Origin of the sequence: Xanthomonas sp. NCPPB 4037, assembly GCF_041475695.2 — a bacterium.
In the GTDB taxonomy this organism is placed as follows: domain Bacteria; phylum Pseudomonadota; class Gammaproteobacteria; order Xanthomonadales; family Xanthomonadaceae; genus Xanthomonas; species Xanthomonas campestris.
Window position 1 is genome coordinate 4,120,548 of sequence record NZ_CM191261.1, and the last position, 24,135, is coordinate 4,144,682.

Sequence of the window (24,135 nt, forward strand, 5' to 3'; positions counted from 1 at the left end):
CGGCAACGGCGCGGGGTTTCGCGTTTCAGGGACCACCAAAAGTTTCGAATGACATGAACAACGCCATCTCCACCACCGCAGAGTACTTGAGCAACGCCGCAACACGCGGCGCGGTGCATCCCTGCATGGACGACGCCGTTGTGATTCCCCGCTTTGTTCGGCCAGTACGTATCTCCACTGCCGGCTGATTCCTTTCCCACTGCCCACACCGCAAGGATTTTCAATGAGCAACGACACCCAACCGACCATCGCGATCATCGGCTACGGCAGCCAGGGCCGCGCGCATGCGCTGAACCTGCGCGATTCCGGCTTCGACGTCACCGTTGGCCTGCGCCCCGGTGGCCCGACCGAAGCCAAGGCCCAGGCCGATGGCTTCACCGTCGTTGCGCCGGCCGAAGCGGTAAAGACCGCTGATCTGGTCGCGGTGCTGACCCCGGACATGGTGCAGAAGAAGCTCTATGAAGAGGTCATTGCGCCGAACATGAAGCAGGGCGCCTGTCTGCTGTTCGCGCACGGGTTGAACGTGCATTTCGACATGATCAAGCCGCGCGCGGATCTGGACGTGGTGCTGGTCGCGCCGAAGGGCCCGGGCGCACTGGTGCGTCGCGAATATGAAATTGGCCGCGGCGTGCCGTGCATCTATGCGGTCTATCAGGACACCAGTGGCAAGGCCGAGCAGTTCGCGCTCACCTACGCTGGCGGCCTGGGCGGCGCGCGCGCCAACATCATCAAGACCACCTTCAAGGAGGAGACCGAAACCGATCTGTTCGGTGAGCAGGCGGTGCTGTGCGGTGGTGCGTCCTCGCTGGTGCAGGCCGGCTTCGAAGTGCTGGTGGAAGCCGGCTATCAGCCGGAAATCGCTTATTACGAAGTGCTGCACGAACTGAAGCTGATCGTGGACCTGTTCTACGAAGGCGGCATCACTCGCATGCTGGAGTTCGTCTCCGAAACCGCGCAGTACGGCGACTACGTCAGCGGACCGCGCGTCATCGATGCCAGCACCAAGGCACGCATGAAAGATGTGCTGACCGACATCCAGAACGGCACCTTCACCAAGAACTGGGTGGCCGAATACGAAGCCGGCCTGCCGAACTACACCAAGTTCAAGCAGGCCGATCTGGAGCACCCGATCGAAGAAGTGGGCAAGAAATTGCGCGCCAAGATGGTATGGCTCAATGGTGAGCAGCAGGCCGCCACACCTGCGAAGCAACAGGCGGCGTAACGCCGCCGCCTCCCCCACCGTTTAACCGAAAGGTCCGCACAACGCATGAACACCTCCGCACACAGCAAGCCCCGCAATGGCGCGCGCTGGCTGACGCAGGCCCTGGAAGCCGAGGGCGTGGAAACGCTGTTCGGCTATCCGGGCGGCACCATCATGCCGTTCTACGACGCCCTGGTGGATTCCAAGCTCAAGCACATCCTTGTGCGTCATGAACAAGGTGCCGCATTGGCGGCCAACGGGTTCGCCCGTGCCAGTGGCCGTGTCGGCGTGTGCGTGGCCACCTCCGGCCCGGGCGCGTCCAACCTGGTCACCGGCATTGCCGACGCCATGCTCGACTCGGTGCCGATGGTGTGCCTGACCGGCCAGGTCGCCACACCCTTGCTGGGCACCGATGCGTTCCAGGAACTGGACGTGTTCGGCATGACCATGCCAATCGTCAAGCACAGCTTCCTGGTGCGCAGCGTGGATGAGTTGCCGGAGATGGTGCGCGAGGCGTTTCGGATTGCACGCGAAGGGCGTCCTGGGCCGGTGCTGATCGACCTGCCCAAGGACGTGCAGATTGCCGATGCCTCGCATCTGCCCGACCACGTGCCGGCGCAGGTGCTGCCTCCGCCGGCGCCGCAGGACGCCAAGTTGGCCGAAGCGTTGGCGGCGATCGCCAGCGCCGAACGCCCGGTGGTCTACGGCGGTGGCGGCATTGCGCTGGCGGGCGCGGTGGAGGCCTTCCGTCGCTTCGTGGAAGCCACCGGCATCCCGACCGCGCTGACCTTGCGCGGCCTGGGCGCGTTACCGCATGCCCACCCGGACTATTTGGGCATGTTGGGCATGCACGGCACGCGCGCGGCGAACATGGCCATCCAGGAGTGCGATCTGCTGGTGGTGGTCGGCGCCCGGTTCGACGACCGCGCCACCGGCAAATTGAGCGAATTTGCACCATTTGCGCGCGTCATCCACCTGGATGCCGACGCGTATGAAATTTCCAAGCTGCGCACCGCCGATGTGGCGGTGCCCGGCGATGTGGCCACCAGCCTGAAGGCGTTGAGCGCGGCACGTGCCAATTGCCAGGCCTGGCGCACGCGGTGTTTTGCCAACCGTGAAAAGTTCGGCGCGCGCTATGACGCACCAGGCACCGATATCTACGCACCGGCGCTGCTGAAGCGCCTGAGCGAAGTGGCCCCGGCCGACACCATCATTGCCTGCGATGTCGGCCAGCATCAGATGTGGGTTGCGCAGCATTGCCGCTTCAACGACCCACGCAACCATCTCACCAGCGGCGCGCTCGGCACCATGGGCTTCGGCCTGCCGGCGGCGATGGGCGCGCAGTTCGCCTGCCCGGACCGCACCGTGGTGCTGGTCTCCGGCGATGGCAGCTTCATGATGAATGTGCAGGAGCTGGTGACGATTGCGCGCTGCAAGTTGCCGGTGAAGATCGTGCTGCTGGATAACAGCTCGCTGGGCATGGTGCGGCAGTGGCAGGAACTGTTCTTTGCCGAGCGCTACAGCGAGATCGACCTCTCCGACAACCCGGATTTCGCCGCGTTGGCGCAGGTATTCGGCATCCCGGCCAAGCGCATCATTGCGCGCGGCGATGTGGACGCCGCGCTGGCCGAGTTGCTGGCGCAGCCCGGCCCGGGCCTGCTGCATGTGGCCATCGACGCACGCGCCAACGTGTGGCCGCTGGTGCCGCCCAACAATGCCAACAGCACCATGCTGGACAGCAATCCCGCACATGCGGCCAAGGAGACCCCTCATGCGTTACCGGCTTGATCTGGTGCTGAAGCCGGCCGAAGGCGCGCTGGTGCGCGTGATCGGCATGACCGAACGGCGTGGCTTCCGCCCGTGCGCCATCCAGGGCGCCGCCGCGCCGGACGATGCCGGCCGCTGGCATCTGCAACTAGACGTGGACAGCACGCGCCCGCCGGAAACGCTGCGCCTACAGTTGGAAAAAGTGTACGACTGCGAGTCGGTGGCGATCACGGCATTGGACTCGGTGGAGGCGGCCGCATGAGCCTGCAGACCTCGCGGGATGACCAGATGGCTGTTCGGAGGTGTCTTCTTCCGGATCGGCCGCGCGCGTGCCGCAATGCCTGATTCCGGCCGCCCGACCACGCAGGAGCCAGACGTAGGCGAGGTCGCCGTCAGCGTGGCCGACGTGCTGGCCGCGCAGGCACGCCTGCGCAAGTACCTCTCGCCCACACCACTGCATTACGCCGAACGCTTCGGCGTGTGGCTGAAGCTGGAAAACCTGCAGCGTACCGGCTCCTACAAGGTACGTGGCGCATTGAATGCGCTGCTGGCCGGACTGGAGCGCGGCGATGAGCGCCCGGTCATCTGCGCCTCGGCCGGCAACCATGCTCAGGGTGTGGCGTGGTCGGCGTATCGGTTGGGCGTGCAGGCCATTACGGTGATGCCGCACGGTGCGCCGCAGACCAAGATCGCCGGCGTGGCCCACTGGGGCGCCACGGTGCGCCAGCACGGCAACAGTTACGACGAAGCCTTCGCCTTTGCGCGCGAGCTGGCCGACCAGAACGGCTACCGTTTTCTGTCTGCGTTCGACGACCCGGATGTGATCGCCGGCCAAGGCACGGTGGGTATCGAATTGGCCGCGCATGCACCGGATGTGGTGATCGTGCCGATCGGCGGCGGTGGCCTGGCCTCCGGCGTGGCGTTGGCGCTGAAGTCGCAGGGCGTACGCATCGTCGGCGCGCAGGTGGAAGGCGTGGACTCCATGGCCCGCGCCGTGCGCGGCGACCTGCGCGAAATCACTCCGGTCGCCACCCTGGCCGATGGCGTGAAGGTCAAGATTCCAGGCTTCCTGACCCGCCGTCTGTGCTCGAGCCTGCTCGACGACGTGGTGATCGTGCGCGAGGCCGAATTGCGCGAGACGCTGGTGCGTCTGGCACTGGAAGAGCACGTCATTGCCGAAGGCGCCGGCGCACTCGCGCTGGCTGCCGGTCGCCGTGTTTCCGGCAAACGTAAATGTGCGGTGGTCTCTGGCGGTAATATCGACGCGACTGTCCTGGCCACCCTGTTGTCCGAGGTGCGGCCGCGTCCGCCACGTAAGCCGCGCCGTCGCAATACCGAGCGGCTCCGCAACGAACGCAGCACCAAAGCATCACCGCCATCCATTGCTATTCCCCGCCCATCCGCAGTCGCATCAACGCCTGTCACCGCCATCGCAGTAGAGGAGTCTTCCTGGTGAACACGACCGTATCCAACCAGACCCCGCATATCCGAATTTTCGACACCACCCTGCGCGACGGCGAGCAATCCCCCGGCTGCAGCATGACGCCCCAGCAAAAGCTGGTCATGGCGCGCGCGCTGGACGCGCTTGGCGTGGACATCATCGAAACCGGCTTCCCGGCCAGCTCGCATTCCGACCGCGAAGCGGTAGCGATGATGGGCCGCGAATTGCGCCGCCCCACCCTGGCGGTGCTGTCGCGCTGCCTGCAGGCCGATATCGAGATCTCTGCCCGTGCACTGGAAGCGGCCGCCAACCCGCGCCTGCATGTGTTCCTGTCCACCAGCCCGCTACACCGCGAGCACAAGCTGCGCATGAGCCGCGAGCAGGTGCTGGAATCGGTGCACAAGCACGTGACGCTGGCGCGCGGCTACATCGACGACATCGAGTTCTCGGCTGAAGATGCCACGCGCACCGAAGAAGATTTCCTGGCCGAAGTGACACGCGTGGCCATCGCCGCCGGTGCGACCACGATCAATCTGCCGGACACGGTGGGGTTCACCACGCCGGAAGAAATCCGCGGCATGTTCTCGCGGCTGATCGCCAGCGTCGAAGGCGCCGAGAAGGTGATCTTCAGCGCGCACTGCCACAACGACCTGGGCCTGGCGGTTGCCAATTCGCTGGCCGCAATCGAAGGCGGCGCCCGCCAGGTGGAATGCACCATCAACGGCATCGGCGAACGCGCCGGCAATTGCGCGCTGGAAGAAATCACCATGGCCCTGAAGGTGCGTGGTGCGTTCTACAACCTGGACACCGCAATCAATACGCCGCGCATCGTCTCCACTTCGCAGCTGTTGCAGCGTTTGGTGGGCATGCCGGTGCAGCGCAACAAGGCAGTGGTGGGCGGCAATGCGTTCGCGCATGAATCGGGCATCCACCAGCACGGCATGCTGCGTCACCGCGGCACTTACGAAATCATGCGCCCGGAAGATGTGGGCTGGGAGTCGTCGCAGATGGTGCTGGGCCGCCACAGCGGACGCGCTGCAGTGGAACAGCGCCTGCGTGCGCTGGGCTATCTGCTGGAGGAAGATGAGGTCAAGCTGGTGTTTGAGCAGTTCAAGGCATTGTGTGAAAAGCAGCGCGTCGTCACCGACGCCGACCTGCAGGCCTTGATGCAGGACGCCACCGTGCAGGAAGGCTACCGCCTGGCCTCGATGACCATCAGCGATGTCGGCAGCCGTGCCAATGCACTGGTCGAACTGTCCGACCCGGACGGCAATCGCGTCGCGGAAACAGCGCAAGGCAATGGCCCGGTGGACGCGCTATTCGGTGCGCTGGCGTCGGCCACCGGGGTAAAGCTGGAATTGGACAGCTACCAGGTCCACAGCGTAGGCATCGGCGCCGATGCGCGCGGCGAAGCCAGCCTGAGCGTGCGCCACGACGGCGTGGAATACGAAGGCACCGGCACCAGCAAGGACATCATCGAGGCCAGTGCCCTGGCCTGGCTGGATGTTGCCAACCGCCTGCTGCGTCAGCGCGAGCGCGGCGTGGTGGCGGGGAAGACGGCGGCTGTGGCGTAACACGCGGTTTAGGTACGGCGTCGGCGACACGATGCCGTCAGCAAAACGGCCAGCGAGTAATACGCTGGCCGTTTTGCGTTTGTGCTTCCGCTAGTTTTGGGTGCTTGGGGATGGTGCGCGGCGGCGAGTGGATTCTTTGCCACGGCAACCAGCATGTTCGCGCACAGCGCCTGCGGGCAACATGTGCTGTGCTTCGGCGCACTGCTCACAGTGGGAGAAGGCATCTACGGGCCATTCCAGCGCGTTTCGTAGGAGCGCACTTGTGCGCGATGGGATTGATGGGAAGGCTTCATCGCGCACAAGTGCGCTCCTACGAGGCGATGGCTTCGTCATTGTTGTGCGCAGCCGAGCGGCACAGGTGCATCTCTGCACGCGGCGCATTGCATCTTTGCCTCGAAATGGCGTGAGCAGAAGCTACGCAAGCAGCCCTTCTTTCTCGCTCTTCGTTCTTCGCTCAGACAGCGCGCCAGCGACAGAGCGGCGGTGGGTCTGGCGGCGGGACCATGTGGCGGCATGGATGCCGCCACTGAGCCTCCACGGATGGATTCACGGCGTGTCCCGGTGCCGGACCCACCGCCGCGCACACGGCCAACGTGCAGTGCAAGTGCACCATTAGGTCCACAACTACACACGCAAGCACTTGCACTTGCATTCGTATCGTGAAACGCAGGCAAGAAAGCGGCCACCGCCCCAACGAACGATGGCCGCCTCTCTAATCAAAGCCCTCAGCAAAGCCGACAAGGGCGGCTCGCCGTGGACACTGAAGACCAAGCCGGATTGGTCGGCAAGCCGTTACAGCGCAGCCACCACCGCATCACCCATCGCAGCCGTGCCCACCTTGGTGGTGCCTTCCGACCAGATGTCGGCCGTGCGCAGTCCCTGATCGAGCACCTTGCCCACAGCTGCCTCAATCGCATCCGCCGCTGCCGCCTGTGCAAAGGTGTAACGCAACATCATGGCCACCGACAGGATCGTGGCCAACGGATTGGCAATGCCCTGCCCTGCAATATCCGGTGCTGAGCCATGACACGGCTCGTACATGCCTTTGTTGTTGGCATCGAGCGAGGCCGAGGGCAGCATGCCGATCGAGCCGGTAAGCATCGATGCTTGATCGGACAGGATGTCGCCGAACATGTTGTCGGTGACGATCACGTCGAATTGCTTGGGCGCGCGCACCAACTGCATCGCCGCGTTGTCCACGTACATATGCGACAACGCGATGTCGGGATAGTCCTTAGCCACTTCTTCGACGACGGCGCGCCACAGCTGGCTGGACGCCAGCACATTGGCCTTGTCGACCGAGCACAACTTCTTGCCGCGCAGCCGGGCCATCTCGAAACCGGCCTTGGCGATGCGGCGGATTTCGCTTTCGCTATAGGGCAACGTGTCGTAGGCCTGGCGCTCGCCATTGTCCAGCGTGCGCGTGCCGCGTGGCTGGCCGAAGTAAATGCCGCCGGTAAGCTCGCGCAGGATCAGCAGATCCAATCCGGAAACCACCTCGGGCTTGAGCGTGGACGCATCGGCCAGCTGCGGATACAGCAACGCGGGGCGCAGGTTGGCAAACAGGCCGAGTTGCGAACGGATCTTCAGCAGCCCGCGTTCCGGACGCAGTGCCGGATCGATGGTGTCCCACTGCGGGCCACCGACCGCGCCCAACAGCACGGCATCGGCAGCGCGCGCACGCTCCAGCGTTTCGTCGGCCAGCGGGCTGCCGTATTTGTCGTACGCCGCGCCGCCCAGCTCGTCGTACACCAGGGTGACGCCAAGAGTGTGCTGGGTATCGATACGCGTCAGCACCTTGACCGCCTCGGCCATGATTTCCGGGCCAATGCCGTCGCCGGGAAGAATCAGAATCTGCTTGCTCATGCAATCCTCGTGAGTTGGCGCCGCAGCGCCATGAAAATCAACGTGTCGCCCACAGCACCAGCACATCGGTGCTGAAAGAACCATCGGCGCCAATCTGGAAGTAATCGCGCACGTCATCCACCGCCGTGTCCTGCAGCGCGCGAATGGCTGCGCGCAGCACCTCCGGCGTGCGCATGCGATCGACCCAGCTCAGGTAATCCAGCTGCAGGCGTTGGCAATGATGACGCTGTACGTGCAGGCCAGCATCGCCCACCACCTGCAGCCACTGCGCCACGCTGTAGTCGCGCACATGGCTGGTGTCACGCAGTAACTCGATCGCCTGCAGATGCGTATCGAGCAGCGGCAGCCCTGGTGCCACTACGTCGATCAGTGCGGCGATTCCGCCGGGGCGCAGCACCCGCCGCACCTCACGCAGCGCCTGGCCCAGGTCACTCCAGTGGTGCGCCGAATACCGGCTGACCACCACGTCCATGCTGCCGGCCTCGAACGGCAGCCGCTCGGCGACGCCCTGCAAGGTACGCACCTGGGTCAGGCCACGCTCGGCGGCGGTGGCCGCCACGACGTTAAGCATGTCGGCGGATAGATCGTAGGCGACCACCTCATCCATCAACGGCGCCAGCTGAAAACTCACATGCCCCGCGCCACAGCCCAGGTCGAGCAAGCGCCCGTTGCGATGACCTGCCAGGCCCGCGCGAAGCTCGGCGAATTCGGCGCCCTGTGCATGCACCTCGCTCTGCAGATACGCCTGCGCCTGCGGCCCAAACTGCGCCGCAACGTGCGTGCTCAACGCGTCAATCCCGCTGGATGGCGACGCAGCGCTCACTGCAGCGCGCCGAACAACCACGGCTGTTGCGCGCGATGCCCTTGCTCGAAGCGGCCAATCGCGTCGGCCTCCTGCAAGGTCAGGCCGATATCGTCGAGCCCATTGAGCAGGCAGTGCTTGCGGAATGCATCGATCTCGAACGCGTACTCCACGCCATCGGGACGGCGCACGCGCTGCGCGGCCAGATCGACGGTGAGTTGATAGCCTTCGTTCCCCAGGCACTGTTCGAACAAGGCGTCCACTTCCGCCTCTGCCAACACGATCGGCAGCAGGCCGTTCTTGAAACTGTTGTTGTAGAAGATGTCGGCAAAACTCGGCGCAATCACCGCGCGGAAGCCGTATTCGTCCAGTGCCCACGGCGCATGTTCGCGCGAAGAACCGCAGCCGAAGTTCTCGCGTGCCAGCAGCACGCTGGCGCCCTGGTAGCGCGGGAAATTGAGCACGAACTCCGGGTTGAGCGGGCGCGTGCTGTTGTCGCGACCCGGCTCGCCGATGTCCAGATAGCGCCACTCATCGAACAGGTTCGGGCCGAAACCGGTGCGCTTGATCGACTTGAGGAATTGCTTGGGAATGATCTGGTCGGTATCGACGTTGGCACGATCCAGCGGCGCGACCAGTCCGGTGTGTTGGGTGAAAGGGGTCATAAGGAGGCCGGGAATGGGGAGTGGAGAATGGAGAATCGGCAGAGCGCAAAGCGGGACGTGGCGATTCTCTATTCCCGATTCTCGATTCCCTGCAGTTCACGCACATCGACAAAGTGGCCGCTCACCGCCGCAGCTGCGGCCATCGCCGGGCTGACCAGATGCGTGCGCCCACCGGCGCCCTGGCGCCCTTCGAAGTTGCGATTGGACGTGGAGGCGCAATGTTCACCGCTGCCCAACTTGTCCGGGTTCATCGCCAGGCACATCGAGCACCCGGGCTCGCGCCACTCGAAACCGGCGTCCAGAAAAATCTTGTCCAGCCCTTCGGCCTCGGCCTGTGCCTTGACCAGTCCCGAGCCCGGCACCACCAGGGCCTGCTTGATGGAGGACGCCACCTTGCGGCCTTTGGCAACCGCCGCGGCAGCGCGCAGGTCTTCGATGCGCGAGTTGGTGCACGAGCCAATGAACACGCGGTCCAGATGGATCTCGGTGATCGGCTGATTTGCCCGCAAGCCCATGTACTTCAGCGCGCGCTCGATCGAGTCGCGCTTGGTCGGATCCTGTTCGGCGGCCGGATCCGGCACCTGCTGATCGACCGCCAGCACCATCTCCGGCGAGGTGCCCCAGCTGACCTGCGGCTTGATGTCTTCGGCACGCAATTCCACCCCGGCGTCGAAGGATGCATCGGCATCGGACACCAGCGTGCGCCACAACGCCACGGCCGCGTCCCAATCCGCGCCCTTCGGCGCGAACGGGCGGTCCTTGACGTAAGCAATGGTCTTTTCGTCCACCGCCACCATGCCCACGCGCGCACCGGCTTCGATGGACATGTTGCAGATGGTCATGCGGCCTTCCATCGACAGCGCGCGGATCGCGCTGCCGGCAAATTCAAGCGCATGCCCGTTGCCGCCGGCCGTGCCGATCTTGCCGATCACCGCCAGCACGATGTCCTTGGCGGTGACGCCGAACGGCAGCGTGCCTTCCACGCGCACCTGCAGGTTCTTCATCTTCTTGGCGATCAGGCATTGCGTGGCCAGCACATGCTCGACCTCGGAAGTACCGATGCCATGCGCCAACGCACCGAAGGCGCCATGCGTGGAGGTGTGCGAATCGCCGCAGACCACCGTCATGCCCGGCAGCGTGGCGCCCTGCTCGGGGCCGACCACGTGCACGATGCCCTGGCGCGTGTCGTTCATCTTGAACTCGAGGATGCCGAAGTCGTCGCAGTTCTCGTCCAGTGTCTGCACCTGCAGACGCGAGACTTCATCGGAGATGGACTCCAGCCCGCCCTGGCGCTCGGCACGGGTGGTGGGCACGTTGTGGTCGGGTGTGGCGATATTGGCATCGATGCGCCACGGCTTGCGCCCGGCAAGACGCAGGCCTTCGAAGGCTTGCGGCGAGGTCACTTCATGCAGGATGTGGCGGTCGATGTAGATCAGCGACGAGCCATCGTCACGGCGCGTGACCTCGTGCATCTCCCACAACTTGTCGTACAGGGTCTTTCCGGTCATCGCTTGAGATTCCGATGCGGTGGCGAACGGCGGATGCACCGCCTGGCTGAGACCGATGCTAGGAGCTTGCCATGGATAACGCAAATTCATATTGTTTATTCAGCAAATGAATTTTAGGAATGGCATGGACCTCGCCAATCTGAGCGCGTTCGTGGCGATTGCCGACCACGGCAGCTTTTCGTCAGCGGCCGAAGCGCTGCACCTGACCCAACCCGCGGTGAGCAAGCGCATCGCCTTGCTGGAAGCGCAATTGTCGGCGCGCTTGTTCGACCGCCTGGGCCGCCAGGTGGTGTTGACCGAGGCCGGGCTGGCGCTGCTGCCACGTGCGCAGCGCATCCTGGCCGAGCTGGACGATACGCGCCGCGTGCTGGAACACCTGGGCGCGGCGGTCGGCGGGCGGCTGAGCCTGGCCACCAGTCACCACGTGGGGCTGCACCGGTTGCCGGCATTGTTGCGACGCTTCACCGCCGAGCATCCGCAGGCGGCCCTGGACATCCAGTTCCTGGATTCGGAACTGGCCTACGCGGCGGTATTGCGCGGCGAGGTGGAACTCGCGGTGACCACACTGGCACCGGACACCCGCGCCCCGTTGCGCGCGCAGCCGATCTGGCATGACCGCCTGCAGTTCGTGGTGGCGCCGGATCACCCGCTGGCCGCGTTGGAGACGGTCACGCTCGATGACGTGGTCGCCCACCCTGCGGTGCTGCCGGATCCGGGCACCTTCACCCATCGCATCGTGGCCGGGTTGTTTGCCGAACGCAGCCTGGCACCGAGCCTGCGCATGACCACCAACTATCTGGAGACAATCAAGATGTTGGTGTCGGTTGGCCTGGCCTGGAGCGTGCTGCCCGAGCGCATGATCGATCACCAGATCGTGGCGCTGCCGTTGGCCGATGTGGCGCTATCGCGTGCGTTGGGATGCGTCACCCACGGCGGGCGCACCTTGTCGCGCGCGGCGCAGGCGTTCGTGGCGCTGTTGCATGCGCAGGCGGATCAGGCGGCAGGGCCGCAGGTGTCGCCACGCTGATGCTCCGCAAGACCGCACGCTACTGATCGATCAACCGATCGCGTCCCTGCCGCTTGGCGTGATACAGCCTGCGGTCGGCCAGCGCCAGCAACTCGCGCCGGCTGGGCGCTTCGTCGCTCATCGCCATGCCCATGCTCGCGGTGCACTGCACGGTGACCTCGTCTGCGGCAATCGCGATGGTGCCCAGGCGTTGGCGCAGTTGTTCGAACAATGCACGCGCTTGCGCGGCCTCCAGGCCGGTCACGGCCAGCAGGAATTCTTCGCCGCCGTGGCGCGCGGCAAAACAGTGTGCGTGCTCCTGGTCGGCCAGTACCTCACCCACTGCACGCAACACCGCATCGCCGACTTCGTGGCCATGCGCATCGTTGATGCGCTTGAAGTGGTCGATATCGGCCAGCGCCAATGCCAGCGGCGCGCCGCCCGCCTGCGCCTCGTCCAGCCATTGCTGCAGCACGCGCTCGGCTTCGCGCCGGTTTGGCAATGCGGTGAGCACATCGTGGCTGGCGCGGTATTCGAGCTGGCGCATCAGTGCTTCACGCTCCTGGCTGGCCTGCTGCAAGGCCAGGTTCTTGTCGCTCAATTCGCGCGTGCGCTTGTCGATCACCACGTTGAGCTCGCGCTGGCGGCGGCGATAACTGGCGGTGCGCCACAGATAGAACCCGTAGATCACACTGGCCAGGCACAACACGCCCAGGCCGATCACTTCGCCACGCCGCCACCACGGCGGTGCCAGTTCCAGCACCAGGCTGGTTTCACCGAGCAACGCCGCCTGGCGCCAATCCACCGGCAGCGACATCGCCTGCACGCGGAAACGGAACCGCCCCGGCGGCAGATTGGTATAGACCGCTTCGGTGGCGCTGTCGGCGTCCACCCAATCCGGGTCGAAGCCGTCCAGCCGGTAGCGGTAGCGCACCTTGTCCGGCCCGCGGAAGTTGAGCCCGGCATAGCCAATGGCGATGCGTCGGGTATCTGCACTCAGACGATGCGGGCCGGCCAGCGGCTGCACCATGCCATCCACCACCAGGCGCTCGAACACGATCGGCACGCGGTGGCCTTGCAGGGTGCCGACCCGGGTGGGGTCGATCACGCCCAGGCCGGCCGCGGTGGGAAACAGCAACTGGCCGGTTCGTGTCAGCCAGCCGGCTGGCGCGCTGCTGCCATTGCCCTGGTTGCCGGGCATGCCGTCGCTGCGGTCGACCACTTCCACACTGAGCTGCTCGCGGGTGCCGGTGTCGATCTGGTCGAAGTCGCGCCGCGCAATCCGGAACACGCCGTGGTTGCTCGACAGCCACAGGTAGCCGCGGCCGTCGTCGATGACGCGGAACACCTTGTCGCGTGGCAGACCCACGCGATGGTCATACACCTGGAAGCGCTCGCCGCGCAGCCGCAGCAGCCCGCGGTCGCTGGCAATCCATAAGTCGCCATTGGGATCGCGCAGGAAATCGAAGGCGTTCTGGCCCGGAAAATCCTGCTCGCCCAGCCAGGCGCGGGTGCCGCCATCGGGCGACAGCGCGGTCATGCCACGGTCGGTACCGCTCCAGATGGTGCCCTGGGCATCGCGATAGAGCACCTGCACCGAACCATCCGGCACCCCGTCGGCGGCGGTGTAACGACGCGCGCGGCCGTTGTGCCAGCGCACCAACCCGGCAGTGGTGCCGATCCACAGCGCATCGCCGTCCGGCAATAACGCACGCACCGACAACGAAGGCAAGCCCTCGGCCGCACCGATGCGCTGGACCACCGCCCCCTGCGCATCCAGACGCAGCACACCCTGGCTGTAGGTGCCGGCCCAGACCCCGCCATCGCCCGCATCGGCCAGCGCCAGCACCGATTGCTCCAGCACCCGCCCGGCACTGCCCAGCGAGAACGGCACGCGCGCGATCTGCCCATCGCGCCAGCGGTCCAGGCCCACCGCGCTGCCCACCCACACGGTGCCGTCGGCGGTCTGCAACACGCTTCGCACGTAGTCCGAGGCCAGGCCGTCGTCAATGGTGACGCCATGCGCGGCGCCTTCGGCGACCCGGAACAGGCCATGCGTGCTGCCCACCCAGATCAGGCCCTCGGCATCCTCCAGCAAGGCCGGGCTGGCCACGCCGGAAATGGCGATCTGTTCGTCTGGATCATCCGGCCAGCTGTGCATCACCAAGGTGCCGGCGGACAGGCTCATCCATAGGTGACCGCTGCGGTCCATCACCAGCGAGTCGACCCGCTGGCCCTGGCGGAAGCGCTGCAGGCCGCCGCCCCGGCTCCACCACCACACCCCATCGTCGCCTGCCACCAGCAGGCCACCCTGGCGATCGCTGGCCAGCCGGCGCACGGGAGTGTCGGCCATGCCATGCGCCTGCCCCCAGGCAATTGCAGCGCTGGCGCCTAGCGGCAGCTGATACAGGCCGACGTCGGTCCCGATCCACAGGTCGCCACGCGCGTCTGTCGACAAGGCGGTGATGCGTGCGCGTGGCAGGCCGGCCTGACGCCCGACATCCACCACCCGCCCATCCAGCTCGATCCGGTACAGCGTCTGCGGCGTGCCCACCCACAACGCACCATCGGCGCGGCGTAGCAACGCGCTGACGGCCAGATGCCTAGCGGAGGCATCGCCCAGCTGTTGCCAGCGGCCGTCCTGATAGCGGTACACACCGTCGAAGGCGGTGCCGAACAGCATGCCGTCGCCATCGCGTACCACCACGAACACCCCGCCCAGTTCCACGCCCGGAGTGTTCTGACGGTCGAACACGGTGAAATCGCGCCCATTGAAGCGCGCCACGCCTTCCCAGGTGCCGAGCCAGATCACCCCATCGCTGCCCTGGGCGACCGCATGCACCAGGTTGTGCGGCAGGCCGTCATCCATGTCCCAGCGGGTGACCGTGTGGTAGGCGGTGTGCTTGAGCGGATGCGCGCCGAGCGGCCAGCCGGCCAGCAGCGCCCAGCACAGCAGCGACCACAGCCACAGCGGTGCGTTCCGCAGCGCCTGCGCACTGCGGAGCTCGCCTGTGTGCGCATGCGCCCCGACCCCGTCCACGCGTCCTGCTTCGTCCCTTCGGCTGCCTGTCAACAGGGTGTTGCAGGCCGTTCGGCAATCTATCACCGGGGGTAGCAGCGACGCGCTAGGTGGATTCCCCACAGCGCCGGGGCAGACCACGACAGCGCAAGCGACTCACCGCAACGGTTAATGGACCGCGCGGTGCCGCCATATAAATATAGAACCCGATGGTCTAGTATTGGCGCATGTCCAGCTCGCCCCCCCTCAAGTCCAAGGCCAAGAGCAACGGCCCTGGGCGTCCCAAGGATCTTGGGAAACGCGCCGCCATCCTGGGCGCCGCCCGCTCGCTGTTCATGGAACAAGGTTTTGCGGGCGTCAGCATGGACGGCATCGCCGCTCTGGCGGGCGTCTCCAAGCTGACCGTCTACAGCCACTTTGGCGACAAGGAAAGCCTGTTCGGCGAGGCGATCCGCGCACAATGCCAGCACATGATGCCCGACGACCTGTTCGACCATGCGCCCGAAGGCGCGTTGCGCGAGCAGCTCATCGAGATCGCCGACGCCTTCTTCGCCATGGTCAGCTCCGACTCGGCCATCGCCACCCACCGCATGATGATGGCGCCGGGTACCGGCGACGTACACGTGCGCGAGATGTTCTGGGACGCCGGCCCCAAGCGGACCCAACAGGCGCTAGCGGATTTCCTCAGCGCGCGCGTAGCCGACGGGCAGCTGGAGATTCCGGACGTGGCCCGCGCCGCCGCGCAATTCTTCTGCCTGCTCAAGGGCGAGCTGTATGCGCTGATGATGTGCGGCCTGCACGGCCAACCCGATCGTGCGCAAGTGGACGAGCACATCCACGCCAGCGTGGATTTCTTCCTGAGAGCCTATGTGCCGCGCTGATCGGGCCTGCCCTTTGGTCGCGGTGACTTCCGGCACTGCGTGGTTTGGCCGCGCCCGGCGATGCTAGATGCGCCAGTTGCCCCAAGCCCCGCTAAAATGCCTGCCCCGCCGCGTTGGATAACCGCACCATGACGATCGATTTCACCCAGGCCCGCGAAAAGATGGTCGAACAGCAGATCCGGCCGTGGGATGTGCTGGACCTGCGCGTGCTCGACGTGCTGGCGCGCATGCCGCGCGAAGCCTTCGTGCCGGAGGCCTACAAGACCCTGGCCTACGTCGATGTGGAAATTCCGCTGTCGGCCGGCCACAAGATGATGAAGCCGGTGGTCGAAGGCCGCATGTTGCAGGCCCTGGATCTGCAGCCCGGCGAAGACGTGCTGGAAGTGGGCACCGGCAGCGGCTTCTCCACCGCCTGCCTGGCCGCGCTGGCCCGTGAAGTGGTGAGCCTGGAGATCGACCCCGCGCTGGCCGCCGCCGCGCGTGCCAACCTGGACGCCACCGGTCTGGGCAGCAACGTGCGTATCGAAACCGCCGACGTGTTCGCCTGGCAGAGCGAGCGTCGCTTCGACGCCATCTGCGTGACCGGCGCGGTCGATACGGTGCCGACCCAGTGGCTGCAGTGGCTGCGCCCGAACGGCCGGCTGTTTGTGGTGCGCGGTCACGATCCGGTGATGGAGGCCGTCCTGGTCCGTGGTGACGTCAACGCGCCGCGCATCGAATCGTTGTTCGAAACCGACCTCGCCTATCTCCAGGGCGCCGCACCGACGCCCCGATTCCAATTCTGATTCCCAAGGAAGCTTCCCCGATGATCCGCCGATCCCTCGTCCTGGCGCTGGCCGCCGCCCTGTCTCCGATGGCCGCGCACGCCACCGACCTGCTGCAGGTCTATGAAATGGCCCGCAATGGCGATCCGCAGCTGGCTGTTGCCGAGTCCACGCGGTTGGTGAATCGGGAAGGAGTGGTGCAGGCACGTGCGGCGCTGCTGCCGCAGCTGGATGGTACGGCGGGTTATACCCAGTCGCATCGCGAACTCGAAGGCGTAGACGGCCGATCCACCACCAAGCAGCGCCAGTACTCGATCCAGGGCAGCCAGACCATCTTCAACTGGGCGCAGTTCGCCAACGTGCGTGCGCAGCGTGAGGTGGCCAAGGCGGCTGATTTCACCCTGGCGTCGGCCAACAACGACCTGATCACGCGCACCTCGGCGGCGTACTTCCAGGTGCTAGTGGGCATCGAGTCATTGGCAGCGGCCGAGACCAACGAGGCAGCGGCCAAGAAACAGTTCGACTACGCCGACAAGCGCCTCGAAGTGGGCCTGGCGCCGATCACCGACGTGCACGAAGCACGCGCCCAGTACGACCAGGCGCGCGCCGACACCATCAATGCACGCAACACCTTGAAGGATTACTACCAGGCCTTGACCGAACTCACCGGCCAGCCGGTCGTGGGCCTGCGTGCGCTACCGGAAGACTTCCGCCCGGAAGTGCCTTCGGCCTACAGCAATGTCGACCAATTGGTGGCCAGCGCCATCGCCGATAACCCGGCGTTGAAGGCGCAGGAGTTGCAGGTCAGCGCAGCCGAGGCGCAGGTCAATGCGGCACGTGCAGGTCATTATCCGACGCTGAGCCTGGGTGCCAACGTTGGCCGCAGCAACAGCTGGGGCGGTGCCAGCACCGTCGACCAGGCCGCCGGTAATTTCACCACCAACGGCCGCGACATCGATACCGATTCGATCGGTGTGACCTTGTCGATCCCGATCTTCGCTGGCGGCGCAACCCAGTCGGCCGTGCGTCAGGCGTTGTCGCGTCGCGATATTCAGCAGGACACCTACGAACAGCAGAAGCGCGCGCTGGATCGCAATACGCGCAATGCTTATCAGACCGTAGTGGCCGGCATCAGCGAGGTGGAAGCACGTCGCCTGGCCGTGGTGTCCGCACAAGCCGCCTACGATGCGTCACAGGTGGGCCTGGAAGTGGGTACGCGCACCGTGCTGGACGTGGTGCAGAACCAGCGCACGCTCTTCCAGGCGCAGTTGAACTACGCGCAGTCGCGCTACACGTTCCTGCAGAATCGCCTGCTGCTGGGCCAGGCCATCGGTAAGCTCGACATCACCGATCTGCAGGACGTGAACCGCCTGCTATCGCAGGATGCAGAAGCCAAGCTGCAGGGCAGCGGTTCGTTGCAGTAAGCACCTCGCGCAGTGAATGAAGAGGCGGGCATGGCCCGCCTTTTTCATGTCTGCACTGTCAAACCGGTGTCGTCATGTTTCGGTCTCGAATCACGGCAACGAGCTTGTGCAGATGTGCGCTTGGGCAGTTCGCCGCGCTGCCGAGTGAGGGCTGACGCAACGGTAATGCCGCGATGTCTGCAATCATCAGTAGCAATCCGGATTTCGCCTCACTGACGATGCGCTTGCACGCAGGTCGCGCCGACCTCGCCACCCTGTTGAGCACGCTATGTTGTGCCTGACTCAACTGCAGAAACGGAGAGGCACCCGTGCGGCGCGCATGCCTCGCATGGGCGCGCCTCGGCCCACCGGCAGGCGCCCGTACGCAGCCTGGGCGCAAGCCGACCTGCGCTGCGCGCCGCCGTCGCAACTCACTGCGACGAAGCGATCTCACCAACCACTGATGGCAGATCCGGCGCGATCTGCACCAGGGTGCGTGCCACCGCGCCCTTGCCGTTAGCCACCAGCGCCAGCCCGGCCGCGGCCATGGCCTCGCGCTGTGCGGGATCGCCGAGCAGGCGGGCCAGATCGTGTTGCACGCACGCGGCGTCCTCGCAAATGGTCACTGCATCGGCCTCGCGCATGCGCCGCGAGATTTCCGAGAAATTGTGCAGGTGCGGGCCGGTGACGGCCGGTGTGCCGACCGCCGCCGGCTCCAGCAGATTGTGGCCACCGATCGGCTGCAGGCTGCCGCCGACAAAGGCGACCTGTGCGCAGGCGTAGAAACTCATCAACTCGCCCAGGGTATCGACCACGAACACCTGGTCGCGCGCCTGCGGCCACTGCTGCGCCTTGCGCGTGGTCACGGTCCAGCCGCGGTCACGCGCCAGCGCCTCCACTTTGGGAAAGCGCTCCGGGTGCCGGGGCGCCCACAGCAGCAACAGGTCCGGGAACTGTTTCAGCAACTGCGCATGGATGTCGGCCACCGCCGCTTCTTCGCCTTCGTGCGTGCTGGCTGCAATCCATACCGGACGGGTTGCCGGCACCTGCCTGCGGAACTGCGCCACCAAGTCCTGCAGCTGCGCCGGTGCGGCGATATCGAACTTGAGATTGCCCAGCGCAACCACTTGATCCGGCCGCGCGCCCAGGGTGATGAAGCGCCCGGCATCGTCCTGCGACTGTGCTGCCACGCAGGTCACGGTGCGCAAGGCGCGGCTGATCAGCGGTGCCAGCACGCGGTAGCCACGGAGCGAGCGCGCCGACAGCCGTGCATTGAGGATGTACACCGGAATCTGGCGGTCGCGGCAGCCGAACAGCATGTTCGGCCACAACTCGGTTTCCAGGATCAGTGCCAGCCGCGGGCGGAAATGTTCGAGGAAGCGCCCGACACTGCCGGGCACGTCGTAGGGCAAATAGACGTGATCCACCGCATCGCCCCACAGCGCACGCACGCGCTCGGAGCCGGTCGGGGTGATGGTGGTGATGACCCAGCGGATGTCAGGCCGTTGCGCACGCAAGGCGTTCACCAGTGGCGCCGCCGCATTGACCTCGCCGACCGACACCGCATGCACCCACACGCGCGGACGCCCGCAGGCATGCGTGTAGGAGGCGTAGCGCTCGTTCCAGCGGTTGAAATATTCGCGCACGCGGAAGCCGCGCCACACCAGGTGGTACACCGTCACCGGCAGCAACAGGTAGAGCAGCGCCGAGTACAGCCCGCGCAACAGCCATTCGATCGGGTCTTTCCGCATGCGTGCAGGATACGGGAGGCGTTGCGCGCGCGCATGTGTGGCCGTCCTGCCTGCTTGCTGATTGGCCTGGCGTGCCTGGCCCGGCTTGGCTTAGACGCAGACACTGGTGCGGTCGTTCGCAGTGCAGCCACAAGTGCGGCTGTGCGCGCGATCGCCGTGCTACCCCTGCATCGCGACCTGTAGTCCATCCGCCTCAGACACACCGCGGGTGCGCAGTATTCCGCCGACACGTTGGACACAAAGGTCCCGTCCTACCCGCATGAGGCAGGTGTGCGGCGAAGGCTACGCGTGACGTGGCGCCGCCACACGCGCAAAGACCATGAGCGCGAACAATCCCTGCCAGTAGCGCTCACACCACGGTACGCGTAACACATTGGCTGTACCGCCCACCGCCCACTCACCTCAAAGCCCGGAGCACGCTCTAGAATTACGCCATGTCCGAGTCCGCCAACGTCGCCGTCCGCCCTTCCCTGCGCAACCCCAAGCACTGGCCGATGTACCTGGGCCTGGCGGTGATGGTGCTCGCCGGGCGCCTGCCGTGGCTGCTGCAACGCGCGCTTGGCCGCGGCGTTGGTTGGGTGGCGATGCGCCTGGCCGGCACGCGCCGCCGCGCGGCCGAGGTCAACCTGAAACTGTGCTTCCCCGAGCAGGACGACGCGTGGCGGGCACGGCTGTTACGCGACAGCTTCGACGCACTAGGTGTGGGCCTGTTCGAATTCGCACGCGCCTGGTGGGGCAGCATCGCCACCATCCGTCCACGCGTGCAGATCGAAGGCCTTGAACATCTGCAGCAGCTGCAGGAACAAAAGCGCGGCGTGCTGCTGGTGTCCGGGCACTTCATGACCCTGGAAATGTGCGGGCGCCTGTTGTGCGACCACGTGCCGCTGGCCGGCATGTACCGCAAACACCGCAATCCGGTGTTCGAGTGGGCGGTCAAGCGCGGCCGGCTGCGCTACGCCACGCACATGTTCGCCAACGAGGACCTGCGCGCCACCATCAAGCATCTCAAGCGCGGTGGTTTCCTGTGGTACGCGCCGGACCAGGACATGCGCGGCAAGGACACGGTCTTTGTGCCGTTCTTCGGGCATCCGGCTTCCACCATCACCGCAACCCATCAGCTGGCACGGCTCACCGGCTGCGCGGTGGTGCCGTACTTCCATCGTCGCGAAGGCGGCAGCTACGTGCTGAAGATCGCACCGCCGCTGGCGGACATCCCCTCCGACGACGTGATCGCCGATACCACGCAGGTCAATGCGGCGATCGAGGACATGGTGCGCGAAGCGCCTGATCAATACCTGTGGATCCATCGCCGCTTCAAGCGGCAGCCCGGTGGGCGGAGCGACTTCTATCGCTGAGGGCACTGGCACTGGCACTAGTGCTTCAGTGCGGCGAACGCCTAGCAAGGTGGGCCGCCGGCGTACGGAGTTGATCGCGCATTGCAGGCAGCGATGGCGCGTCAAACGGATACGGCGCTCTTGCCAGGCATCCACGCCACCACATAAGTGCCGCATTCAGCTGCAGAGTCACTCAGCCGGTTGAACCCCGACGCAAACCACACACACCTCGCCCGAACAAAACATCCGCTCAGGCAGGCGGCAATCGATCCCCATCGTCATTGAGCAACGCACCGGCATACAGGCCGGCCAGCATCAGGCTGAGACCGCCCCAGAAGCTCGAATAGAACGCCAGGTGCGTGTTGAGCGGGAACACCGTGGCCACCAGGGCGATCATCGCCGGGCGTGCCTGCGCGCGGGCTGCCGGGCTCGAATAGCGCCACGCGCGCCACGCCTGCGCCGCGCCGGCCAGCCACAGCAGCAGGCCGATCACACCGGTTTCAGCCAGGATTTCCAGCAGGATCTGATGCGCGTGGAAGGCCGGGCCATCGCCCCAGGCCGGGGCCTGATCAGGTGCAGGATTGCAGGCCGGGTACGCCTGGCGGAAGCCGCGCGCGCCCACGCCATTGAGCGGATGCTCGCGAATCATGCATAGCGCCGCGCCCCAGATCTGCGCGCGCCCGGACAAGGCCTGATCCACGCCCTGCTCGCCATCGGTAAAGGCCAAGGTGGTGCGTTGCAGGCGCTCGCGGGCCTGCGGTGCCACGGCAACCACGCCTGCGGCCAACACCGCGCCCAGCGCCGCCACTGCGATCACCTTGCGCCCGCCCAGCAACTGCCAACCGGACAGCAGCACGATCACCCCGTAGGTGATCCACGAAGCGCGCGAGCCCGCCAGCACCAGCACCACGCCCACCGCCGCCGCCGCACCGGCCCACGCCCAGGCGCTGCGCCGGCCCAGCGCCAGCAGCAGGAACGGTGACAGGCTGGCCAGGGTCTGGCCGAACTTGAGATTGCACGGCCCCAGCACGCCGCTGAGCCGGTCGACCACCGCCAGCTCCTGCGCGGTGCACAGGCCGTGCCCGCTGATCAGCTGTTTGACCTGATCCAGTGCGAAGAACAACGGACTGCTGCCCAGCGCGACCTGCAGCAATGCGTCCAGCGTCCACACCCCGGCGATCACCGCCAGACCGATAAAGGTGCGCCGCCGCCGTTGCGCGTTGGCCACCGCGATGGCGCACAGCCACATGAAAGGCAGATAGCGCAGGTCGGTGGCGGACTTGCGCAGCGCGCGGCCCACGTCCACCGCATCCACGGCCGAAAGCATCTGCGGCAACCAGTAGGCGAAGAACAACACACTGGTCAGCGCCCAGGCAGCGCCGCTCAAGAGCCTGGTGCCGCCACGAAAGCGCGTGTGCAGCAGCCGGTAGGCCGCGAACACGGCGCCCAGCGACAGCACCGTTTCGGCCAGGCCCGGGGTGGGCCACAAGGCTACAAACAGCAGCACCCACACCGGCGCCCAGCGGCCGGCATCGGGCGTCAGCACGGGCGCGCGCGGCGCTGCCTCAGCGGCGGAGTTCGTCATAGACCTTCAAGGTGGCCGTTTGCATGGCCTGCAGCGTGTAGGGAAGCCACGCCGGCGGTGCCGGGCGGTGGTGCAGTAACGCGAGCGCCTGTTGCGCCAATGTCTGGGCATCGAATGGCGGCACCGCACCGGCGGGCTGCAGTTCGGCGAGCAGTTCACCAGCGCCGCCGTGCGCCCAGCCCAGCACCGGCCGGCCCACGGCCAGCGCTTCGATCACGGTGCGGCCGAAGGCTTCGGGCTTGCGCGAGAGTTGCAGCACCAGGTCGCTGGCGGCGTAGGCCTCGGCAATGCGCGCAGTGGGTTCGGTGAAGGCCACGGCATCGGCCACACCCAGCCTGGCCGCCTCGGCTTCCAGTTCGCGGATATAGGCCTCACGCCCCGGCTCGCGCGCGCCGGGCAGCCACAACCAGGCCGGCAGACCGGCGGCGCGCACAGCGGCGAGCAGTTGCAGGCCATCGGCATGCCCTTTCAGGCGCGTGCCGCGGCCGGGCAGCAGCAGCAGCGGCACATCGGCTGGCAAGCCGGGCACCAGCGTCTGCGCCCACGTGCGTGCGCGCCGGTCTGGCTGCGGCCGGTGTGGGAACTGTGCGATCTCCACGCCGCGCGGGATCACCCGCAGGCGCGCGGTATCGGTGTGCGGGTAATGCGTGCACACGTAGTCGCGCACCGTCTGCGAGACGCAGATGACGCGCTCGCCGTAGGTCATCACCGCGCTGTAGCGGCTGGGCGAATTGAGCCCGTGCACGGTGGTGACGAAGCGTGGCCGCGTGGCCGGTGGCATCCCGCGCAAGGCGTACCAGCCCAGCCAGGCCGGCAGGCGCGAGCGCGCGTGCACGATATCGGCGCCCAGTTCGGTGAACAGCCGGCGCAGCCCCACCACGTGGCGCAAGGTCAGCAACGACTTGCGCCCGATATCCAGCGTGAGGTGTTCGGCGCCGACCTCCAGCAACGGCTGGACCAGGCGCCCGCCCGCGGAGACGACCACAGCGCGATGGCCGGCACGCACCAGCGCAGCGGCGATTTCCAGGGTGGAGCGCTCGACGCCGCCGGACTGCAGCGCCGGCAGCAGTTGCACCACGGTCAGGCGGTGCATGCCGCCAGGATCAGTCGGCGAGCACGAACAGTGCACCGCAGTACGGGCACTTGGCTTCGCAGTTGGGCTCGTCTTCGATCGGCAGGTACACCCGCGGATGCGAATTCCACAGCGCCATCGCAGGCGTCGGGCAGCTCAGCGGCAGGTCAACGCGGTGCACGGTGTAGCGCTTTTCGGCATTGGCGGGCGCGGTGGCGGTCTGGCTCATGGCGGCACGATCGGAAGGCGAAGACAGAGCGCGGATTCTAGCAGCCTCGCGCCCGGCACGGCCCAGCGACGCGTCCAGCGCGCGGTGCCGACGTTTGCCAGCGAGCTGCCAGGCGTGTTCACCATGACCATTGCCTGCGCTATCGGCGTCCCCGGCCTTGTTGCGGCACGGTCCCGAATCTGGCGCAAGGCGGTGTGACGCGAGCGGCGACGCATGCGCCGTATCATCGGCTGACACGTTGCCTGGGGTGCACGTGCGCGCACGCCG

At 66.2% G+C, this 24,135-nt stretch carries 19 protein-coding genes; 10 read left to right on the forward strand and 9 right to left on the reverse strand.

Annotated elements, in window-relative coordinates; genetic code table 11:
• Positions 1–223 precede the first annotated feature (223 nt).
• The 5 genes from ilvC (at position 224) to ACCQ01_RS18210 (ending at position 5,983) form a co-directional block, all read left to right on the forward strand.
• Positions 224–1,222, forward strand: a complete 999-nt coding sequence (gene ilvC, locus ACCQ01_RS18190) for a ketol-acid reductoisomerase (RefSeq protein ID WP_115001840.1) — start codon at positions 224–226, stop codon at positions 1,220–1,222.
• A gap of 45 nt (positions 1,223–1,267) precedes the next feature.
• On the forward strand, positions 1,268–2,989 hold the full coding sequence (gene ilvG / locus ACCQ01_RS18195; protein WP_042596939.1) for an acetolactate synthase 2 catalytic subunit: 1,722 nt from the start codon (positions 1,268–1,270) through the stop codon (positions 2,987–2,989).
• On the forward strand, positions 2,973–3,230 hold the full coding sequence (locus tag ACCQ01_RS18200; RefSeq protein ID WP_011038424.1) for an ACT domain-containing protein: 258 nt from the start codon (positions 2,973–2,975) through the stop codon (positions 3,228–3,230). Before ilvG ends, ACCQ01_RS18200 begins: the two co-directional genes overlap by 17 nt.
• Before the next feature lie 75 nt (positions 3,231–3,305).
• Positions 3,306–4,424 carry a threonine dehydratase gene (locus ACCQ01_RS18205; RefSeq protein WP_011038425.1) on the forward strand — a complete coding sequence of 373 codons (1,119 nt, stop codon included), beginning with the start codon at positions 3,306–3,308 and terminating at the stop codon, positions 4,422–4,424.
• Positions 4,421–5,983: a 2-isopropylmalate synthase gene (locus tag ACCQ01_RS18210; RefSeq protein ID WP_103700328.1), complete on the forward strand. Its 1,563-nt coding sequence runs from the start codon at positions 4,421–4,423 to the stop codon at positions 5,981–5,983. Before ACCQ01_RS18205 ends, ACCQ01_RS18210 begins: the two co-directional genes overlap by 4 nt.
• A gap of 792 nt (positions 5,984–6,775) precedes the next feature.
• On the opposite strand, the gene leuB is transcribed toward ACCQ01_RS18210, so the two are convergent.
• The 4 genes from leuB to leuC form a co-directional block, all read right to left on the reverse strand.
• A complete protein-coding gene (gene leuB / locus ACCQ01_RS18215) occupies positions 6,776–7,849 on the reverse strand; it encodes a 3-isopropylmalate dehydrogenase (RefSeq protein ID WP_228431211.1) in 1,074 nt (357 codons plus the stop codon).
• Positions 7,850–7,886: 37 nt separating this feature from the next.
• On the reverse strand, positions 7,887–8,636 hold the full coding sequence (locus ACCQ01_RS18220; protein WP_267131954.1) for a class I SAM-dependent methyltransferase: 750 nt from the start codon (positions 8,634–8,636) through the stop codon (positions 7,887–7,889).
• 32 nt (positions 8,637–8,668) lie between these two features.
• The gene (gene leuD, locus ACCQ01_RS18225; RefSeq protein WP_042596942.1) at positions 8,669–9,316 is read right to left on the reverse strand and encodes a 3-isopropylmalate dehydratase small subunit; all 648 of its coding nucleotides are present in this window, start codon (positions 9,314–9,316) and stop codon (positions 8,669–8,671) included.
• A 68-nt stretch (positions 9,317–9,384) separates the two neighbouring features.
• Complete coding sequence (leuC, locus tag ACCQ01_RS18230; protein ID WP_228431215.1) at positions 9,385–10,824, reverse strand: 3-isopropylmalate dehydratase large subunit; 1,440 nt, start codon at positions 10,822–10,824, stop codon at positions 9,385–9,387.
• Between the two features lie 124 nt (positions 10,825–10,948).
• Here leuC and ACCQ01_RS18235 point away from each other — a divergent pair, with 124 nt between their 5' ends.
• Positions 10,949–11,851 (forward strand): LysR family transcriptional regulator, encoded by a 903-nt coding sequence (locus ACCQ01_RS18235; RefSeq protein WP_228431217.1) that lies wholly within the window; start codon positions 10,949–10,951, stop codon positions 11,849–11,851.
• A gap of 19 nt (positions 11,852–11,870) precedes the next feature.
• Here the strand turns inward: ACCQ01_RS18235 and ACCQ01_RS18240 are convergent, their stop codons facing one another.
• A complete protein-coding gene (locus ACCQ01_RS18240; RefSeq protein ID WP_323370305.1) occupies positions 11,871–14,870 on the reverse strand; it encodes a two-component regulator propeller domain-containing protein in 3,000 nt (999 codons plus the stop codon).
• Positions 14,871–15,076: 206 nt separating this feature from the next.
• Between ACCQ01_RS18240 and ACCQ01_RS18245 the strand changes: the two genes are divergently transcribed.
• The 3 genes from ACCQ01_RS18245 (at position 15,077) to ACCQ01_RS18255 (ending at position 17,918) form a co-directional block, all read left to right on the forward strand.
• A complete protein-coding gene (locus tag ACCQ01_RS18245; RefSeq protein ID WP_011038433.1) occupies positions 15,077–15,730 on the forward strand; it encodes a TetR/AcrR family transcriptional regulator in 654 nt (217 codons plus the stop codon).
• A gap of 128 nt (positions 15,731–15,858) precedes the next feature.
• Entirely contained in the window at positions 15,859–16,515 is a 657-nt protein-coding gene (locus ACCQ01_RS18250) for a protein-L-isoaspartate O-methyltransferase family protein (RefSeq protein WP_012437436.1), read from the forward strand.
• A 20-nt stretch (positions 16,516–16,535) separates the two neighbouring features.
• Positions 16,536–17,918, forward strand: coding sequence for a TolC family outer membrane protein (locus ACCQ01_RS18255; RefSeq protein WP_115006900.1), 1,383 nt, complete (start codon positions 16,536–16,538; stop codon positions 17,916–17,918).
• Positions 17,919–18,328: 410 nt separating this feature from the next.
• Here ACCQ01_RS18255 and waaA read toward each other — a convergent pair whose 3' ends face one another.
• The gene (gene waaA / locus ACCQ01_RS18260; RefSeq protein ID WP_042596946.1) at positions 18,329–19,648 is read right to left on the reverse strand and encodes a lipid IV(A) 3-deoxy-D-manno-octulosonic acid transferase; all 1,320 of its coding nucleotides are present in this window, start codon (positions 19,646–19,648) and stop codon (positions 18,329–18,331) included.
• A gap of 434 nt (positions 19,649–20,082) precedes the next feature.
• Between waaA and ACCQ01_RS18265 the strand changes: the two genes are divergently transcribed.
• The gene (locus ACCQ01_RS18265; RefSeq protein WP_115556715.1) at positions 20,083–21,003 is read left to right on the forward strand and encodes an LpxL/LpxP family Kdo(2)-lipid IV(A) lauroyl/palmitoleoyl acyltransferase; all 921 of its coding nucleotides are present in this window, start codon (positions 20,083–20,085) and stop codon (positions 21,001–21,003) included.
• Between the two features lie 229 nt (positions 21,004–21,232).
• Here ACCQ01_RS18265 and ACCQ01_RS18270 read toward each other — a convergent pair whose 3' ends face one another.
• The 3 genes from ACCQ01_RS18270 to ACCQ01_RS18280 are packed head-to-tail and all read right to left on the reverse strand — an operon-like array spanning position 21,233 to position 23,868.
• Positions 21,233–22,567: an O-antigen ligase family protein gene (locus ACCQ01_RS18270; protein ID WP_228431219.1), complete on the reverse strand. Its 1,335-nt coding sequence runs from the start codon at positions 22,565–22,567 to the stop codon at positions 21,233–21,235.
• The gene (locus tag ACCQ01_RS18275; RefSeq protein ID WP_228431221.1) at positions 22,548–23,660 is read right to left on the reverse strand and encodes a glycosyltransferase; all 1,113 of its coding nucleotides are present in this window, start codon (positions 23,658–23,660) and stop codon (positions 22,548–22,550) included. Before ACCQ01_RS18275 ends, ACCQ01_RS18270 begins: the two co-directional genes overlap by 20 nt.
• Before the next feature lie 10 nt (positions 23,661–23,670).
• Entirely contained in the window at positions 23,671–23,868 is a 198-nt protein-coding gene (locus ACCQ01_RS18280) for a zinc-finger domain-containing protein (protein WP_228431223.1), read from the reverse strand.
• Positions 23,869–24,135 lie beyond the last annotated feature (267 nt).

Coding starts and splice junctions, on each gene's coding strand:
- ilvC (WP_115001840.1), top strand. CDS start 224: ATGAGCAACGACACCCAACCGACCATCGCGATCATCGGCTACGGCAGC.
- ilvG (WP_042596939.1), top strand. CDS start 1,268: ATGAACACCTCCGCACACAGCAAGCCCCGCAATGGCGCGCGCTGGCTG.
- ACCQ01_RS18200 (WP_011038424.1), top strand. CDS start 2,973: ATGCGTTACCGGCTTGATCTGGTGCTGAAGCCGGCCGAAGGCGCGCTG.
- ACCQ01_RS18205 (WP_011038425.1), top strand. CDS start 3,306: ATGCCTGATTCCGGCCGCCCGACCACGCAGGAGCCAGACGTAGGCGAG.
- leuB (WP_228431211.1), bottom strand. CDS start 7,849: ATGAGCAAGCAGATTCTGATTCTTCCCGGCGACGGCATTGGCCCGGAA.
- leuD (WP_042596942.1), bottom strand. CDS start 9,316: ATGACCCCTTTCACCCAACACACCGGACTGGTCGCGCCGCTGGATCGT.
- leuC (WP_228431215.1), bottom strand. CDS start 10,824: ATGACCGGAAAGACCCTGTACGACAAGTTGTGGGAGATGCACGAGGTC.
- ACCQ01_RS18235 (WP_228431217.1), top strand. CDS start 10,949: ATGGACCTCGCCAATCTGAGCGCGTTCGTGGCGATTGCCGACCACGGC.
- ACCQ01_RS18245 (WP_011038433.1), top strand. CDS start 15,077: ATGTCCAGCTCGCCCCCCCTCAAGTCCAAGGCCAAGAGCAACGGCCCT.
- ACCQ01_RS18250 (WP_012437436.1), top strand. CDS start 15,859: ATGACGATCGATTTCACCCAGGCCCGCGAAAAGATGGTCGAACAGCAG.
- ACCQ01_RS18255 (WP_115006900.1), top strand. CDS start 16,536: ATGATCCGCCGATCCCTCGTCCTGGCGCTGGCCGCCGCCCTGTCTCCG.
- waaA (WP_042596946.1), bottom strand. CDS start 19,648: ATGCGGAAAGACCCGATCGAATGGCTGTTGCGCGGGCTGTACTCGGCG.
- ACCQ01_RS18265 (WP_115556715.1), top strand. CDS start 20,083: ATGTCCGAGTCCGCCAACGTCGCCGTCCGCCCTTCCCTGCGCAACCCC.
- ACCQ01_RS18270 (WP_228431219.1), bottom strand. CDS start 22,567: ATGACGAACTCCGCCGCTGAGGCAGCGCCGCGCGCGCCCGTGCTGACG.
- ACCQ01_RS18275 (WP_228431221.1), bottom strand. CDS start 23,660: ATGCACCGCCTGACCGTGGTGCAACTGCTGCCGGCGCTGCAGTCCGGC.
- ACCQ01_RS18280 (WP_228431223.1), bottom strand. CDS start 23,868: ATGAGCCAGACCGCCACCGCGCCCGCCAATGCCGAAAAGCGCTACACC.